A 17570-nucleotide genomic window follows, 5' to 3' on the forward strand; every position below is an offset into this window, starting at 1 on the left:
CTGCCCCGTCAGGTCGACGATACTTTCCTTTGGCCGTTGCGGGTGCAGCCAGAAATATTTCAGAAAACAGTGCAAGAATTAATAGGGGAGCTCTCAACATCGTTATTTTACCGCTGCAAGTTTCTCGTGGGTTGCAAGTATGTGGCGGTTGATAAACTCGTCGTGGCTGGGCAGGGTATCCGCAATGCGGTAATTGTTCCCCACCCGCTTGGCCATCTTCTCGCGCAGTGCCTCTTCCGGGATTTTGTCCACCATTGGATCGTAGCGACGCGGATAGACGCCGAGACCGAGGAACATGGCTCGCCAGCTGGGTTCCCGATAGGACTCCTCTGCCTGCAGGGCGACTCGGCCGCAGCTCCGGAAGACATCGATCTTGTGCTGCAGGGAATCCGGCAGCGGCATATTGCGGCAGTAGCGCCACAGATCGCCGTCGTCACGCTGGCCGGCGCAGTAGTGCAATATCAGGAAATCGCGGATGCGCTCGAACTCGAGGCGGCCGACGCGGTTGTACTCGGCGGTGATGACCGGGTCGAATTCGCGATCCGGAAACATCTCTATCAGGCGTGCCAGACCTGTCTGGATCAGCTGGATACTGGTGGACTCCAGTGGTTCCATGAAGCCGGCGGAAAGCCCGATGGCAATGCAATTGTTTTTCCAGAACACTTCGCGGTGGCCGGTGGAAAAGCGCAGCAGGTTGGGCTCCGCGAGCAGCTCTCCATCCAGGTTGTCCCGCAGGGTCTGCTCCGCAGCCTCGTCGGAAATAAATCGGCTGCAATAGACATGGCCGTTGCCGGTGCGGTGTTGCAGGGGGATGCGCCACTGCCAGCCGGCCTCCCGGGCGGTGGCGGTGGTGTAGGGGGAGAATTCTCCCGCTCTCGCGCAGGGGACAGTTACCGCCCTATCGCAGGGAAGCCAGTGGCTCCAGTCAATGAAATCGGTGTTCAGTGCCCGGCCCAGCAGCAGGCTGCGGAATCCGGAACAATCGATAAACAGGTCCGCTTCCAGGTAGGTCCCGTCTTCCAATTGGAGGGCGCGGATATAACCATCCTCGCTACGCAGCTCGACGTCTGCGACCATGCCCTCGCGGCGTTTCACGCCTCGCTGTTCGGCATACTCACGCAGGAACTGCGCGTAGAGAGCAGCGTCGAAATGATAGGCGTAGCTGTAAGATGGCAGCCCTGGCCGCATTTCCTGCGGCGGCGGGGCGAAACGGCCTTTCTTTGCCGCAACCTGGGAAAAGCTGTAGTCGTCGACGGGTGTTGTATCGCCGAGGTTTCTCAGTTTCAGCCAGTGGTGATGGGGTGATATACCTTCTATATATTCGCCGAAATCGCCGAAGGCATGGAAAAAGCGGTTGCCCTTGCATCCCCAGTCGCGAAACTCGATACCAAGCTTGAAGCTGCCTTGAGTCCTGTGGATGAATTCCCTCTCATCGATCCCGAGTACGCCGTTGAATTCCCGCATGATTGGCACTGTGCCTTCGCCGACGCCGACGGTGCCGATCTGCTCGGACTCAACCAACTGGATATCGATGTCCAGCTTGCTTAGAAAACGCGCAAGCAACGCAGCGGACATCCAGCCTGCCGTGCCGCCGCCGAGGATCACTACACTGCGTATCTGGTTGCTTTGCATGACTTTTTTTACCGCTGTTATCGATGCGAAAAAGCCCGGCCCCGAAGGGCCGGGAAACTTCTATGAGGACTAGAAGCTGTATCGCGTTACAAAGGCGATTCTGCGGTCGGTGTCGGTCCAGCTGTACTGTGTGTCTTGCCCACCCTCAGACAGCACGTCCAGCTCGGTTCTCTCGTTGAGAATATTGGTTACCTGCAGGCCGAACTTCAGGTTGTCGGTGGCGTTGTAGAACACCGAGCCATCTAACTGGCCAAAGTCGTTGAACCACACCGGACGGTTAATATTGGCCGCGGAGGTGGTCAGCAGGTAGCGCTCCCGCCAGTTGTAGGCCAGGCGCGCGGAGATGTCGTACTTCTCATACATCAGCGCCAGGTTGTAGCTGGTCTTGGACATGCCCTCGATGGGCAACGTCTCGTCAGTAGCGCCATTCTTCTGGGCTTCCTCGAACGGGTTGATTGCAGTGTTGACTCCACCCTCGTTATCGATATAGGTGAAGTTGGCCTGCAGTCCGAGGCCGTCGAAGGGGCTTGGCAGCATGTCGTAGAACTGCTGGTAGGCGACTTCGAAGCCCTTCAGTTTGCCGCTGGCGGCATTGGTTTGGCGGGTTGCTTCGAACTCGTAGGTTTGCCCACCATAGGTATACTGCTCCACCCTGGTCACCAGGGCGACATAGTCCTGGATATCCTTGTAGAAGGCGGCAAACGTCAGGCTGCCGGAGTCGTTGAAGTACCACTCGAGACTGGAGTCGAACTGGTCGGCGACGGTCGGCTTCAGGTTCGGTGCACCACCAGTGGCTGTACCGTGGGTACTGGTGTTCGGGTTGAACTGCTCGCCCTCGAAGTCAAATGAGAGACTGGTGTAGGGGCGCGTCTGGCTGAAACTTGGGCGTACCATGCCGCGGGACAGGCCGAAGCGCAGTTGCAGATCGTCCTGCAGCATAAAGCGCAGGTTCAGGCTCGGTAGCACATTGGTGTAGCTGTTTGTGAACCCCTTGTACTCGCCCAGTTCAGCCAGATAGGCGTCGACGAATGCCTGGGCGCCGGCGCAATCCGCTGACGAGGAGCCGTTACAGCTCTCGCCGACACCGCCGGCCACAGAGCGGCCGTAGGCGGTGGTTTCGGTTTCCACCACGCGCACGCCGAAGTTGCCGTCGAAGGGTAAGCCCAGCATTTCGCCGCTGCCGTCGCCGAAGCGCAGGCTGGCGTAGATGGCCCGGGTCTTTTCGTTCTGCTCGTTGATACCGGCGCTGACGTTGTCGCCGCGCGGGTCCAGGTCGTAGGCATCGGGGGCTATCAGCGGTGCCCAGCCCCAGAACTGGCCGTTGTTGGCGACGATGCTTTCGAAATGCTCGTAGGCGCCGGTATTGCTACTCACCAGGCTCTCAGTGGGGAGCCAGCCAACCGAGGGAACGTTGACATCGCCGCGCATAAAGTCGTCGTAGGTGTACAGCTCGCTCTGGCCGACGGCGGACTCGTGCAGGAAGGCGGTGTTGTCCGCGCTGTTGTTCAGCCAGTATTGGTTGGACAGCAGGGACCAGTTCCAGCCGGTCTGGCGGGTGATGGTGTCCTTGTCAGTGGCGCGTGCGCCGAAGCGGAACGATCTCAGGAAGCTGTCGTCCTCGAAGGTGTACTCGGCGTCTAAACGCCCGGCCAGGGAATCCGCCTCGTTGTCCTCCAGGTGATCCATGGCCGCGCCCCACCAGTATTGATCTGCCTGCGACAGTCGGGCCTGGTCGGAAACGGACAGGGCGGGATCGCTGCCGGAGAAATCGAAAGTGGTATCCGGATAGTCACCGTTTTCATCGGCGAGTATGCCGGTATAGGCGGTCATGCTCAGTATTTCGGCCTTGGACTCCACATATTGCAGGTCGCCGCTGAAGGCCCAGCGCTCGCTCGGCGTGTACTCAAATTTCAGCGAGTAGTCGCCGACACTGCTCTCCCGCTTGCCGTAGCGGGTGTTGTAGGCGACGGCGGAATCGTGCAGGGTGCCGCTTTCCAGCACGCCGTTTCCATCGTACTGGTAGTCGCCGTTGCCCGGGTTCAGGTTGCTGCCCCCGGGACCGTTGATACCCACGGCCCTCTCGATATCCTCCGGGTTGGCCTCGGAATAGAAAGCCTGGGCGGTAAACGTCAGCTGGTCGTTGGGCGCCCACTGGAAGGCGCCGTTATAGGCGTTACGCTCCTGTTCCCAGTCCACGCGGCGGAAGCCCAGCCCGGTTGGCAGGTAGACGGTGCTGCCGTCTTCCAGTTGTTGGGGCTCATAGCGGCCGGACTGGATGGCGTCGGTGCGGTTGCCTATCTCGGCGAGGCTGACTGAGAAGAGCACGCCAATCTCACCTTCGCCGACATCCCAGCGATTGCTGTATAGGGCGTTGCCGGAGGTGAAACCTTCATCGTAGAGGTCCGCGTAATTGTAGTCGGCAGAGAAGGCCAGCAGCTGTTCTCTCTGCTCCAGTGGCAGGCGGGTTCGCAGATTGACGGTGCCGCCGAGGCCCCCCTCCACCTGATCCGCAGTGGGGCTTTTGTAAACGTCGATTCCCGCCAGCAGGTCGGCGGAGACATCCTCGAAGCTGAGGCTGCGGCCGCCGGAGGCGGAGAAGATATCGCGGCCGTTGAGCTCGGTCCGGACCCAGCTCAGGCCGCGCACGAAGACACCGCCGCCCTCGGCGGCGAGTCGCGCGGGATCGCGAGCCTCATTGGTGCGCTGCAGCTGGATACCGGGAATCCGCTGCAGCGCTTCGGAAATGGAGCGGTCCGGCAGTGCACCGATATCCACGGCACTGATGGCATCCACTACCTGTTCCGCATCCTGCTTGATGGCCTGGGCCGAGAGGATACTGGCGCGCTGGCCGGTAACCGTAACCTCTTCCAGTGCCTCCGCATCGAACTTGTTATTCTCTTCGGCGGCCTCTTCCTGCGCGAACGCGACTGCACCCACAGCCATCAGTGAAATGCCCGAGGCCAGCCGGATAACGCCGGTGGCCCGCTGGATATAGTGCGGCAGTTTTTTCCTGGCAAATGCACCGTTATTTTTATCTCTCATCGCTCTTCTCCCGTCACATTGGTCGTTTTGTAACCCAAAGACACATTTTTTGTACTACTTGAAACTATCTCCATGCGACCGCCGGTTCGCTGTTGGTCAGGAGGTAGGTCTCCCCCACCCGCGCGTCGAAGGTTCCTGTTTTGCCTTCTCGATGCAGGTTGAGAATTTTGTTATCGCCGATCCGGCGCAATGTGAATTCGCTGTTCTGCGGCAGGCGCAAATGCAGTTTGCCGTCGCTGCCGGCGGCGATGCGCGCGCTCTGCAGCTTTGTGTCTTTCCACTGCATATCCACGGTGGCATTGCCGCGGGCGCGCAGGCCCTTTACCGAGCCTTCTTTCCAGGCCCGGGGCAGTGCCGGCAGCAGGTGGATCTCGTTGCCGTGGGACTGCAGCAGCATCTCGGCGACACCGGCGGTAGCGCCGAAGTTGCCGTCTATCTGGAAGGGCGGGTGGCTGCTCCAGAGGTTCGGCAGGGTGCTGTCGCGCAGCTGGGCGGCGAGGATTTTGTGGGCGCGGTCGCCGTTTTGCAGGCGCGCCCACAGGTTGATTTTCCAGGCGCGGCTCCAGCCGGTGCCGGCGTCGCCGCGGGCCTCGAGGGAGGTGCGCGCGGCCTCGAGCAGCTGCGGCGTGTCTATCTGATGCGCGGGGTAGAGGGCGAAGAGTTGCGAGACGTGGCGGTGCCGGTTTTCCGGGTCGTCCAGGTCCGCCTTCCACTCCTGCAACTGTCCCCAGGCACCGACGCGCAGGCCCGGGTCCAGGTTGGCCAGGGTATCGTCCAGCCTTGCCGCGAATTTCCGATCGCCGAGCAGCAGGGCGGCATCGCGGGTGTTGTGCAGCAGTTCGGACACTATCTGCTGGGACATGGCGGCGCCGGCAGTGAAGTCGCCGTGCTCCGGCGAGTAGCTGGGGGTGACCACCAGCAGGCCGTCGCGCGGGTCGGGTACCAGTGCGTCCAGCCACAGCTGGGCGGCGCCCTTCATGGCCGGGTAGGCGCGATCGCGCAGGAATGCTCTGTCACCGGAAAACAGGAAGTGCTGGTAGTAGTGGGTGGCCAGCCAGGCGCCGGCCTCCGGTTGCCAGAAGGCGGTGGGCCAGTCGATGACGCCGGAGAAGCCCCAGATATTGGTGTTCAGGAACAGGGTCCAGCCGCGGGTGCCGAGGAGTTTTTCCGCGGCCAGGGCCCCGGGCTCCTGCAGGCTGTCGACGAAGTCGAACAGTGGTGCGGTGGTCTCGGCCAGGTTGGTGACTTCCGCCGGCCAGTAGTTCATCTGCAGATTGATGTTGGCGTGGTAGTCGGCGTTCCACGGCGGGGTGGCGGAGTTGTTCCAGACCCCCTGTAGGTTGGCGGGCAGGGAGCCGGGGCGGGAGCTGGCGATCAGCAGGTAGCGGCCGTACTGGAAGTAGAGGGCCTCCAGGGCGCGGTCGGCGGCGGCGTTGCCGGTGCCGTAGCTTTGGAGCCACAGGTCTATGGGTTTATCCGTAGGAGCGGCGGGGCGGCCATCCGCCGCTCCTACAAGGTGAGGGGGCTCAATCAGATCTAGGGCCACGCGGCCGAACAGCGGGCGATAGTCGGCAATATGGGCGGCGCGCAGGACCGGGTAGCCTTTGCGGCAGGCCCGGTCCATGCGGCCTTGCACCATCCTGTGAGCAGGATTGGAATTCCGGTAGTGGGGGTATTCGGGGGCGTAATCGGTGCCCGCGGCCAGCAGCAGGGTGGCGCTGTCGGCGCCGGTGACGCGGATGCCACCGTCTTTCGTGCGGGCGATGCTGCCGCCCTCGGCGATCACCTGCAGCTGGGTCTCGTAGCCCAGGCCGTTATCGTTCAGTTCACCGCTGGCGGTGATGCGCCCCTTGTCGACCGTGATCAGCGCGCTGCGGTTGTCCGGAATGTTCAGCCTGGCGGTGAAGCTGATCTGCTTCTCGCGGTCGGCTTCCAGGTGGACGGCGATGACGCCGTCCGGATAGCTGGCGAAGTATTCCCGTGTGTAGCGCACGCCGTCAGCGGAGTAGCTGACCCGGGCCAGGGCATCGGCGATATCCAGCTCGCGCCGGTAGTCGCTGACCGCTTCCGGTTGCGGCTCGGTTTGGGAAAAGTCCAGCTGCAGTTCGCCGAAGCTCTGGTAGTCGCCGTAGGCTTCGGCCTTGCGACCCAGCTGTTCGGCGACGCCCTCGGGGGCCAGGCTGCCTTTCTCATTCAGTGCCCTGCGCACCTGGTCCAGGGTCTCCGCCTGGGATTCCGCAGGGATGCCGAAGTCGTAGTCGCCACTGCTGGAGCCGGGGCCGCCGGTCCACAGGGTCTTTTCGTTGAACTGCAGGATGTCCAGCGCCACGCCGCCCTGGACGGCGGCGCCCAGGGCGCCGTTGCCGATGGGCAGACTCTCGCGCTCCCAGTCCTGTGCCGGGTGGTCGAACCAGAGATTGAGGGGGCCTTGCGCCTGCACCGGCGCGCAAAGACAAGCGGCGGCCGCGGCGCAGGGTCGCAGCAGGTGCATCAGGGCGCGGCGCGGAGCCGCTGGAGCCCGTGTGACGGCTGGGTTTCTCATCATTGTCGGCGCAAGTCGTTGTTTATTGTCGAGCGCTTGGCGGGGGTGCTCCCGCTCATTTTTCTCTCGTTTTACCGCTGCGGCCGGCTTTCTACGCCGCCTCCGGGGAGGCTTTGGCTGCAGCTTGCTGGTTACATTACCAACAAATGTAAACGTTTACAATATTAATCACAATGATATGCTAATTGGGCGTCGGGGCAGGCGGTATCGGGCCTTTGGGGCCTTCCGGGGCTGCGATCGGAGTCAATGCGGGTTATCTTTGCCCCGGTGTTCATAACAATAGGAACTCAACACTCGTGAACAGACAGCACAGCGGACACAACCTGACCCAGCAACTGGTGCACACCCTGGGCGCGGCCATCGTCGACGGCCGCTACCGCAGTGGTGAGGGGTTGCCCTCGGAGGCGGGCCTCTGCGACGAATACGGCATCAGCCGCAGCGCCACCCGCGAGGCCATCAAGATGCTGACTGCCAAGGGGCTGGTCACGTCGCGCCCGCGCCAGGGGATCCGCGTGCAGCCGCGGGCCCGCTGGAACCTGTTCGATCCGGATGTGCTCGGCTGGATACTCCGCGCCAGCCCGTCGCTGGAGATGCTGCGGGAGTTCCTGCAGCTGCGCACGGCCATCGAGAAGGAGGCGGCCGCACTGGCGGCGGCGGAGCAGGACAGGGATGGGATTGCGGCCATCGGTGAGTCCCTCGAGTGCATGAAACGCGCGGAGGAGGGGCTGGACGACCCGGTGGAGGCGGATATTGCCTTCCACATCAATATCCTCAACGCCACCAACAACGCCTTCTATATCCAGTTGGGCAGCTTTATCGAGACGGCGCTGCGGGTGAGCATCCGCTTTACCAACCGCATCAAGGGCGTGGAGACGGCCAGCTACCGGAACCACAAGAAACTCTACGATGCCATTGACCGGGGCAACGTCCGGGCCGCGCGCGACGCCTCCGCCGCCATGCAGAATGAGGCCCTGGCCCTGATCGAGGGCGAGCTGGCCGGTCGGACCGCGGCGGCGACGGCCTGAGCGACGGGTCTGAAAATGCTTTGTGGCGCAGCGCGTTGTGCGAACCTGCCCTGCAGGCGATTGGAATAGCGGCGGCGGCCGCTTCGCCAGCAGGGCTGGCTCCTACAGGTCCCCCAAAACCCTAAACCCGGGTTGCCGCGTTATTGCGCCGCGCGGTAGGCGTAGACTCCCATCACCGCGTCCACTTATCTCCATCCCTGCTGTAGAGAAAATCATAGCGGTCGGCGCGGGCCTCGATGCGCAGATGGATCGGCCCGTCGTCGCTGGCCTCCAGTGGCGTTGAGGCGACCGGCTCCCCGTGCACACTCTCCCTGGCGCCCGCGCGGCGTCTGACCACCAATTGCGGTTTGCCCCCCTCACCCCGCTCGAGCCCGAAGAAATAGAAATAGTCGTCGCCCTGGAAGGCCGCCAGCCCGGCGCGGTCGCACCGGCCGGTAGCGCATGGCCGCCGTGGCCCGCGGGTTGCGGTAATTTTTTTCGCCGAGCGGTTTTTCGAAGACCGGGTCGCGGCCGCTCTATTCGAACCAGTCGAAGCTGGCGTGGGCGGTGGCCGATAACAGCAGCGCTGCCAGAAAACTTTTGTGCATTTTTATATTTCCTGCTGGTTTCGGGCGAACACAAGGTTCGCCCCTACAGAAGAGTTTTCTCGTCATTCCGGCGCAGGCCGGAATCCAGACGTCCCCGAAACTGGATACCGGCCTGCGCCGGTATGACGAGCCAATGAATGCTTGATTTGAAACAGAGTATCTACAAATTTGATTTGCGAGCTCGCTACAACCTCTGTGCTGGACGCGTAGGGGCGAACCTTGTGTTCACCCTCTTGCCGTAGGCACTGTGCCGCTACCAGTCATCGGTGCGGAAGGGCGAGGCCGGCAGCCCCTCGCGGTTGTACAGGTTGGCGCCCTCGGGGTTGTCCGCCCAGGCGTAGCGCACCGCTACCGGTTCCGGCACCTCGTCGCTCCAGACGACGACTGTGTCGCCCTCGATGGCGGCCTCGGCCCAGACAAAGCGCCGGTCCTTGCCGGCGACGGCAAACTGCCGGAGTTCACCGCCGCGGGCGGTGAGTCCGCTGCCGGTGTGGGCGAAGTCGAGGGTGAGCCTGTTTTTCTCCCGGCGCAGGGATTTGAAAGCGGGCCCGGAAAAAACGACTTCCTTGTCGCAGTAGGCGAGCCTTCGCGCCGCCAGCGCCAGCCGCGCGCCAACGTCTTTCTTGTTCAGCGGGTGCACGTCGTTCCACTCGCCGATATCGATGGTCACCGCCATGGCAGTATTCGGCTCGGCCAGGGTTTTCAACTGCGCTTCACGCAGCAGCGCCCAGTCGCTCTCCGAGGGCTGTGTCTTGGCCGGCAGGAAGTTGGCCAGCTGCACGTACAGGAAGGGGAAATCCCCCAGCTTCCAGCTGCGGCGCCAGTCGCGGATCAGGGCCGGGAACAGGCTTGCATATTCCCGCGGCCGACCGGTATTGGATTCCCCCTGGTACCAGATGGCGCCCCTGATCGGGTAGTTCAGCAGCGGGTGGATCATGCCGTTGTAGAGGCCGCCGGGCTTCCAGCGCACGAAGGTCTGGCCGGCGAGTGGCGGCATGCTCGCACCCAGCCGGTACTGCCACTCGCCGGTCAGGTCTATGCGTTCGTCCCCGGCAAAGACAGCGTAGGTCTTGTCCGGCACAAAACCGCCGCGGCCTCGCTCGCTGGTCACGCGGATATCGATGGTGTTCTTTCCGGCCTTGAGCAGCCCCGCCGGCAGCCGGTACCTGCGCCGCGGGTACTGGTAGCCGGTGCTGCCCACCTGCTCGCCGTTGATGTAGGTGGTGTCCGCGTCGACGATGCGGCCGAGTACCAGGGTGGCCTCCCTGTCCACGGCGCTGTGGGACACCTCGAATTCCCGCCGGAACCAGACGATGCCGTTGGTTTCCCCCAGCTCGGTATCCGCCCAGTAGCCGGGGACCTGCATCTTGTGCCAGGGCGTTTGCGCGTCGCGGGGGGCCAAGTCACTGTCGTTGGCCTTCCGATACCAGCCGTCGATGCGTTTGCGGTCCGCCCGTTCTATCTCCGCGATCAGCTTGTCGCTTTTGAAGCGCTGCATTTCGGCGAAGTGATCGGGAAACTGTTTCAGGGTCCTCTCGCTGAGCCAGGCCTCCGCCGGGGAGCCGCCCAGGCTGGCATTGATCAGGCCTATGGGCACGCTCTCGCTCTTGTGGATTTCCTGCGCGAAAAAGTAGGCCACTGCGGAAAAGTCGAGCACGGTTTCCGGGGTGGCCTTTTGCCACTGGCCCGACTCGAAATCCGTTTCCGGCGCGTCGAAGTTGTAGTGCTGGGGCACCAGGAACTGGCGGATGGCCGGGATATTTTCCAGCTCCAGCGATGGGCCGTAGGGCGGTAGTATCCGCCGCATCGGATATTCCATATTTGACTGGCCGGAGGCCAGCCACACATCGCCCACCAGGATATCGTCGATGGAGATGGTGTTGTCGCCGCGGACCTCCATCGAGTAGGGGCCGCCCGCCGGCATTTCCGGCAGGTTTACCGCCCACTCACCTTCGCCGTTGGCTTTGGCCTGGTAGCTGCCGTTGCGGAAATCTACCGATACCCTTTCGCCCGGGTTCGCCCAGCCCCAGATTCTTACCTCCGTGTCCCGCTGCAGCACCATGCCGTCGCCGATCAGTTTCGGCAGGCGCACTTCGGCAAAAGCATTAGCGGAAAAAAGGGCGCTAGCGGACAGCAGGCAGACGGAGATGAGAGCGGGAAGGGATTTTTGCCGCATCGGCCTGTACCTCTGTAAAAAGTCTCTATAAAAATGTCTAAATAAAAGCGGGCGCCTCGCGGCGCCCGAAGAAGCACAACGGGGAAACTTACTGTTCGGTCACCGAGACCTCGTCGATATAAATCGTTTCGACTTCGAGCGGTGTGTGCTGGAAGTAGATGCGGGCTTCGTTGATCACGGCGCAGTCCGCGGGCACTTGCACGCTGCCGCTGAAGCCGGTCCAGGTGTCGGCCGGCATTTCCCAGTGGTTCTGTATGTCCACATAGGTGGAGTCGCCGTCGGGGACGTCGTTGCAACGCAGCTTGAAGGCCAGGCCCATGGCCGCCGCATCCGGGCCTGTGTGCAGCGCCTGGGCACTTATCGCGTAGGTCTTGCCGGCTTCCACTGTGCCGGCCAGGTTGTAGGAGGGGCGGTTGCCGCCATCCTGGCGCTCGGACACCTTGAGGCTCTGCTGCCCCGCCGCGGCCTGCTCGGTGGTGAGCGACAGGCTCGCCTTGTCGGCCTCCCACCAGGAGGCCCAGCCGGAGTCGAGGCTCGCGCCCTCGAAGCCGCCGTCGGGAATCAGGTTGTCGCCCGGCTCCGCCGGCGTTGTGGCGATGACTTTCACATCGTCGATATACACATCGGTGCCGTCGGCGGTGCCCTCGAGGTAGATCTGTACCTTGCTCGGGGTGCAGCCCTCGGGAATCGCCAGTTCGCCACTGAGCTGGGTCCAGGTCTGCGCCGGAATATCCGCGTTGTCGGCGAGCCAGCTCCACTGGTCGGTGCCCTCGCAGCCCGCCAATTCGCGGGTCAGGGTGACCCGGCCGGCCTGGCTGAGCCATACCCACAGGCTCACCGGGTAACTGGTGCCGGGCTCCACCAGCGCGGTGATCTCGTGGGCGGCGTAGCCGCCGCCGCTGAACCCGGAGGCCTTCAGGCTGCGCCCGCCACTGCGGGACTGTTCGTCGGAGGAGGTCAGGGTGCCGCCGGCCCAGGCGTACCAGTCGCCGATACCCTGCTCGAATTCGCCTTCCACCAGGTTCACTTCCACCGCCGTGCCGGCGGGGGCGAAGCGCAGCCAGTCGATATTGCCCACGCCGGCCACCTCGTTGAAGCGGAGGTACACATCGCGGCTGCCCTCGATTGGCGGCCACTCGGCTTCCGCGGTGGCGAACTCGCTCCAGCCGCCGGAGACCGGCAGCGGCACAATCAGGGTATTGCTGTTTTCCAGGCTGTCGAGGCGCACCGAGACGCCGCCCTCCGCGCCGCTGCCCTTGGCGTAGTTGATCGAGAAGCTGTCCCATTCCGGCTGGAATGCCACGCCCTGGAACAGTATCCAGTCGCCCACGTCGGTGTGGGAGACGATGTCCCCGGAGGCGAGCACGCCCTCGCCCCGGTCGTGGAGTTCCGCCTCCAGTTTCACGCCGGAGGCGCCGCCGCTCCAGCCGGCGGGTACATACTCTGGCACCAGCGCGTCGCAACCGCTTTCTTCGGCGATATAACAGCGCAGCCATTCCAGCGCCGGTCGCTCGGTGCCGTCGCTGTTCAGCAGCCAGGCTTCCGTGCGCCAGGTGTGGCCCTGGCGGTAGCCCCAGTGGGTGACGCCCGCCACCGCCGGGTGCTGCCAGAAGATGCTGAACAATTCGCGCATTTTGTTGGCCTGGCGCGCGTCGTCGATAAAGTTGATGTCCAGTTCCGACACATAGATGGGCAGGCCGGTGGCGGCCAGCCGGTCCAGGTTGTCCCGCACTTGCTGCGCCTGCGTCTGCTCCAGGAAATGCGACTGCACGCCGATGCCGTCGATCAGGTCCCGGGCCTGCAGCAGTTCGATGATTTCCAGGTAATCCTCGGTGAATTCCCTGAGTTGCAGGATGTTGTAGTCGTTGAGGATCAGGATGGAATCGGGGAAATGGGCGCGCGCCATCTCGAAGGCGGTGATCACCCAGTCCCAGCCGGTGTCGCCGTCGCCGCCGAGGGCTTCCTTGTAGGAGGGCGGGGCGTGCAGGGGCTCGTTGACGACGTCGATCATGTCGATCTCGCCGTCGTAGTGGTTTTTCAGCGCCGCCATCCACTCCTCGATTTCCGCCAGCTGCTCTTCGGTGCTCAGGCCATCCATCCAGGCGGGCTGCTGCTGGCCCCAGATCAGGGTGTGGTGCTTGTAGCGCAGGCCGTTATCCGCGGCGAACTGGTAGGCGGTGTCCAGGGCCGTCCAGTCCATTGCATCGCGGCTGGACTCGACACTGCCCCACTTGCCGGCGTTGCCGGGGGTGACCTGGTCGAAGTAGACGGTGAGCTGGTTGTAGTCGTCGGCCTGTTCCACCGCGGTGCCGAAGAATTTCTCCTGCTTCGGCAGCACCGTCACGGTCACCGGGTCCGCCTCGCTTGTGGCCCCGCTGTCATCGGTGACCCGCAGCTCGAACACCAGTTGCGCCGACTCTTCCACCGCCGGTGCAGTGAAGCCGGCCTCGGCGCCGTCCGCGGACAGGGACACAGAGGGGCCGGAGACCTGGCTCCAGCTGTAGCCGGCGATGCTGCCATCGGAATCGTTGCCGGAGCCCGCCAGGGTGACGGCGTCCCCCGCGGCCACCGTCAGGTCGGCGCCGGCGTCGGCCACCGGCGGCGCGTTGATGTCGGGCGCCGATTCGTCCGGACCCTCTATCTCCTTGTCGGTGCAGCCGGCCGCGGCCAGCGCTGTGGCGAGGAAAACCGCTCGAAACAGGTCAAATTTCATGGTCGATACCCTTCCCGTTTGTCCGGTGTTCCGGACTTTCTTGTTGTTAAAGCGCTGGTATGGAAATCGCCGGCCGGAGAGGCGTGAGGTGGGCGGCAGCCGCGGGGCTGCCGCTCCACCCACCTCTGCCATCCTGCGAGGATCTGGGCGCGGGTGCGGGCACACACCGGGAGGTGGTGAAGGCTGTGTCATCGCTGATATCGCGCAAGTTTTATTGTTGTTGGCGAAATGGCGCCTGCCGCGCCGCCACTTGCTGCTACATATTTTCGATAACGCTAACACCTAATGTAAACGTTTACAACAGGGTGGCGGATTCACCGGAGATCGTGCTTCTGCTGCTCTTGCGCCTAAATCATCCTTCGGTTACCGGAGGGGAAAAATCTTGACAGGGTCCCGGGAGTTGCCGGATTCTTATAAATGGTAGCGGTAACAAATCGGTAGCTAAACAGTCACCAACGAATAATTACAACCGCTGGGAACACCCTGGAGTTGGGCAGTCGGGCAAACCCGCGGACCACGCGAGATGGGGGAATTCCCGTGTTCAAGAAAAATAAATTGTCAGAAGTCATCATCGCACTGGCGGCCACCGCACTGGGCGCCCAGCAGGCCCTGGCCCAGGACACCGCGGAGGCGGAATCCACGGAAAAGGAAAAATCCGAAGCCATCGAGGAGATCTCCGTCACCGGTACGCGCATCAACCTGGAGAACGCCCAGGACATCAAGCGCAATGCCGACACCTTCGTCGATTCCATCTCCGCCGCGGACATGGGTTCGCTGCCGGACCGCAGTGTGCTGGAGGCCATGCAGCGCATGCCCGGCGTCTCCATCGAGCGCTTCGCCGCCTCCGAGGACCCGGACCACTTCGGTGTGGAGGGCTCCGGCGCCATCATCCGCGGCATGACCGCCACCCGTTCCGAATTCAATGGTCGCGACTCCTTCACCGCCAACTCCGGCCGCGGCCTCTCCTGGCAGGATGTGCCGCCGGAGCTGATGGGCGGCGTGGACATCTACAAGAACCAGTCCGCGGATATGATCGAGGGCGGTATCGGCGGCACCGTGAGCCTGCGCACCCGCAAGCCGTTCGACATGGCCGAGCGGAGCTTCGCGGTGTCCGGGGATGTCTCCTGGGGCGACATGGCGGAGGAGACCACGCCGACGCTTTCCGCCCTCTACAGCGATCGCTGGCAAACCCCTGTCGGCGAATTCGGGCTGTTGCTGAACCTGGCCGACTCCGAGCTGAAGGGCGCTTCCCACGGCATACAGTCGGATGCCTTTATTCAGCACGATGCCGAGGGAATAGCCGGCGCCGAGAGTTTCGATACCGTGTGGCTGCCGAACGGCTCGAATTTCTTCATGAAGAATGACGACCGCAGCCGCAAGGGCTACGCCGGCGCCTTCCAGTGGGCCAATACCGAAGAGACGATGCTGGCCACCGCCCAGTTCATGCGCTCGGACGCACGCCTTTCCTGGACCGAGAACGCGGTCAAGTACCAGGGTGATGCCTACGACGCGGAGCGGCGCGTGGGGCCATTGGAGGACACCCAGTTCTCTTTCACCAGTGATGGCGTCTTCGAAAAGGGCGTGATGGTTAACGAGGCCGGCTGGCGCGACGGTGACAACGGCTATGCCCCGGACGACTATTCTGGCGTGGGCCAGTTCGGCAACAAGTTCCAGACCGACACCCGCCACAAGGACACCCACACGGTAGTGGACGACTACGCTGTCAATCTGCAGTTCACCCCCAACGACAGCTGGGAGTACGGCTTCGACTTCCAGTACATCAAGGCCGAGACATCCGATGACGATCTGCAGATAGCCCTCGGTCAATACGCGGTACAGGACTACGATGCCAGCGGCAGCACGCCCACCCTTGCGCTGTCCGACCCCTGGACCGCCCGGGGGGAGGAGGCGGCTCCCAACTGGTTCCAGAATCCGGACAACTACTGGTGGCGCTCCGCTCTGGATCACTACGAGCGCTCGGAGGGTGAATCCATTGCCGGGCGCTTCGACGGCTCCTACCATTTCAGCGACGAACCCCTCGGCCTGCTGCGCACCGCCAGGTTCGGCGCGCGCCTGGCCGAGCGCGAGCAGACGGTGCGCGCTACTTCCTACAATTGGGGCACCATCGGCGCCGAATGGAATGCCCCTATTGTCCCCCTGAGCGATCCGCGGGTGGCTGATCAAGGTTACGAATTCGTAGACTTCAGCGATTTCCACCGCGGCGATGTGCTCAGCGTGCCCGGCGGTGGCTTCCTCTTTCCCACCGAGCAGTTGGTGAAAGATGTGCTCGCCGGACGCCGGGAGCTGTTCAACAATGACCCGGATGGCGATCCGTGGATACCCTATTACGCGCGCGAGGATCTGGTGGCGAAAGGACTCTTCCAGTCGCCGGAGATCTACGAAACCACCGAAACCAATCGCGCGGCTTACTTGCGTCTGGACTTCGGCTCCGACGAGACCCGCTACCGCTTCCAGGGCAATATCGGCCTGCGCTACGTGGAGCTGGAACGCGAGGCCCTGGGATCGGTGCAGTACCCGGATTTTGTCGGCCTGCCCTATCCGGACGGTGCGCCCACGGATCTCAGCGACCAGGATGCCATTATCACCTGGGGTGAGCAGGCAGTGGCCGATGGGCGGTTCGAGACGTTGCCGGACGCCATCGCCTACGCCCGTGACGCCAAGAACTGGCTCACCCCTGCGGAAAAGGCCTTCGGCAACGATGCCTTCACCCTGGAAGAGGGGCGCAGCAAATACAGCACTGTGCTGCCCAGCCTCAACCTCAAGGTGGAACTCACCGACGACCTGCTGACGCGCTTCGCGGTATCCAAGGCCATAGCGCTGCCGGACATGTCGGAAGTAAAGAATCAGGCGGTACTCGGCGCACGCCCGGTGGGGGTAACCTACCTGCCGAAGGAGGAGCTGCCCCCCGATGCGCCACCGCAGGACGAGGAGGAGGACGGTGGCCAGATGATCGAATCGGTGGCCCCGGTCCACTGGACCGGCTCCGGCGGCAACCCCTACCTGTGGCCGATGGAGTCCATCCAGTACGACGTGTCGCTGGAGTGGTATTTCGCCGACGTCGGCTCCTTCACCTCCTCGCTCTTCTACAGGGACCTGAGCGATACCTTTATCAATGGCGCCTTCCCCCGCAGTTTCGCCAACCCGCTCACCGGCCAGGTGCAGACGGTGGACTTTGAATCCACCATCAACGGCGGCGACGGTTTTATGCAGGGGGTGGAGCTGGCCTACCAGCAGTTCTACGACATGCTGCCGGCGCCCTGGGACGGCCTGGGCCTGCAGCTGAATTACACCTGGATCGATTCCGGCCTGGACAACAGCGCCCTGTCCGGACTCGAAACGCCGGTCACCGGCGAAGAGCCGGACCCGGATCGCTACCCGCTGCCGGATATTTCCAAGCTGCCGCTGAAGGGCGTATCGGAAAACACCTTCAATATCGTCGGCATGTACGAGAAGGGCCCCTGGTCCGCGCGCCTGGCCTACAACTGGCGCTCCAGGTACCTGCTCACCACCCGCGACGTGATCAGCAAGTACCCGCTGTGGAACGACGACGCCGGCTTCCTGGACGGCTCCCTGTTCTACAACTTCGACAACGGCCTCACCCTGGGCCTGCAGGCCAGCAACCTGCTCGATACCCAGACCGAGACCATCATGATCCTGGACGACGAGGGCACCGAGGCGCCGCGCTCCTGGTTCGTGAACGACCGGCGCCTGGCGCTGATCGCCCGCGCGAATTTTTAAAGCCGCGCGGCCACTCTGTAGGAGCCTGCTGTGACTGCCATCCATGGCGGTCACAGCAGGCTCCTACAGGCACGATTCAATCACTTGCGGTAAC

8 protein-coding genes are annotated in these 17570 nt (G+C 63.2%); 2 read left to right on the forward strand and 6 right to left on the reverse strand.

Features of this window, described 5'->3' with window-relative positions:
• Positions 1–102 precede the first annotated feature (102 nt).
• The 3 genes from AC6R19_RS10020 to AC6R19_RS10030 all read right to left on the reverse strand — a co-directional run bounded on the left by AC6R19_RS10020 (position 103) and on the right by AC6R19_RS10030 (position 7165).
• Entirely contained in the window at positions 103–1632 is a 1530-nt protein-coding gene (locus AC6R19_RS10020) for a tryptophan halogenase family protein (protein WP_500579680.1), read from the reverse strand.
• Between the two features lie 69 nt (positions 1633–1701).
• Positions 1702–4674 carry a TonB-dependent receptor gene (locus AC6R19_RS10025; protein ID WP_500579681.1) on the reverse strand — a complete coding sequence of 991 codons (2973 nt, stop codon included), beginning with the start codon at positions 4672–4674 and terminating at the stop codon, positions 1702–1704.
• Positions 4675–4738: 64 nt separating this feature from the next.
• The gene (locus tag AC6R19_RS10030) at positions 4739–7165 is read right to left on the reverse strand and encodes a glycoside hydrolase family 95 protein (RefSeq protein WP_500579682.1); all 2427 of its coding nucleotides are present in this window, start codon (positions 7163–7165) and stop codon (positions 4739–4741) included.
• A 347-nt stretch (positions 7166–7512) separates the two neighbouring features.
• Between AC6R19_RS10030 and AC6R19_RS10035 the strand changes: the two genes are divergently transcribed.
• Positions 7513–8241, forward strand: coding sequence for a FadR/GntR family transcriptional regulator (locus AC6R19_RS10035; protein ID WP_500579683.1), 729 nt, complete (start codon positions 7513–7515; stop codon positions 8239–8241).
• A gap of 172 nt (positions 8242–8413) precedes the next feature.
• Here the strand turns inward: AC6R19_RS10035 and AC6R19_RS10040 are convergent, their stop codons facing one another.
• The 3 genes from AC6R19_RS10040 to AC6R19_RS10050 form a co-directional block, all read right to left on the reverse strand.
• A complete protein-coding gene (locus AC6R19_RS10040; protein WP_500579696.1) occupies positions 8414–8713 on the reverse strand; it encodes a beta-xylosidase family glycoside hydrolase in 300 nt (99 codons plus the stop codon).
• Between the two features lie 368 nt (positions 8714–9081).
• Positions 9082–11004 carry a sialate O-acetylesterase gene (locus AC6R19_RS10045; protein ID WP_500579684.1) on the reverse strand — a complete coding sequence of 641 codons (1923 nt, stop codon included), beginning with the start codon at positions 11002–11004 and terminating at the stop codon, positions 9082–9084.
• A gap of 88 nt (positions 11005–11092) precedes the next feature.
• Positions 11093–13717: an endo-1,4-beta-xylanase gene (locus AC6R19_RS10050; protein WP_500579685.1), complete on the reverse strand. Its 2625-nt coding sequence runs from the start codon at positions 13715–13717 to the stop codon at positions 11093–11095.
• Between the two features lie 537 nt (positions 13718–14254).
• On the opposite strand from AC6R19_RS10050, the gene AC6R19_RS10055 reads away from it, so the two are divergent.
• Positions 14255–17476 (forward strand): TonB-dependent receptor, encoded by a 3222-nt coding sequence (locus AC6R19_RS10055; RefSeq protein ID WP_500579686.1) that lies wholly within the window; start codon positions 14255–14257, stop codon positions 17474–17476.
• The last annotated feature ends 94 nt before the right edge of the window (positions 17477–17570 follow it).

It is taken from the genome of Microbulbifer sp. SE14 (genome assembly GCF_059834885.1).

What these genes read in the sequence shown, in the direction of transcription:
- AC6R19_RS10025 (WP_500579681.1), bottom strand. Translation starts at nt 4,674, where the DNA reads ATGAGAGATAAAAATAACGGTGCATTTGCCAGGAAAAAACTGCCGCAC.
- AC6R19_RS10050 (WP_500579685.1), bottom strand. Translation starts at nt 13,717, where the DNA reads ATGAAATTTGACCTGTTTCGAGCGGTTTTCCTCGCCACAGCGCTGGCC.
- AC6R19_RS10045 (WP_500579684.1), bottom strand. Translation starts at nt 11,004, where the DNA reads ATGCGGCAAAAATCCCTTCCCGCTCTCATCTCCGTCTGCCTGCTGTCC.
- AC6R19_RS10020 (WP_500579680.1), bottom strand. Translation starts at nt 1,632, where the DNA reads ATGCAAAGCAACCAGATACGCAGTGTAGTGATCCTCGGCGGCGGCACG.
- AC6R19_RS10030 (WP_500579682.1), bottom strand. Translation starts at nt 7,165, where the DNA reads ATGCACCTGCTGCGACCCTGCGCCGCGGCCGCCGCTTGTCTTTGCGCG.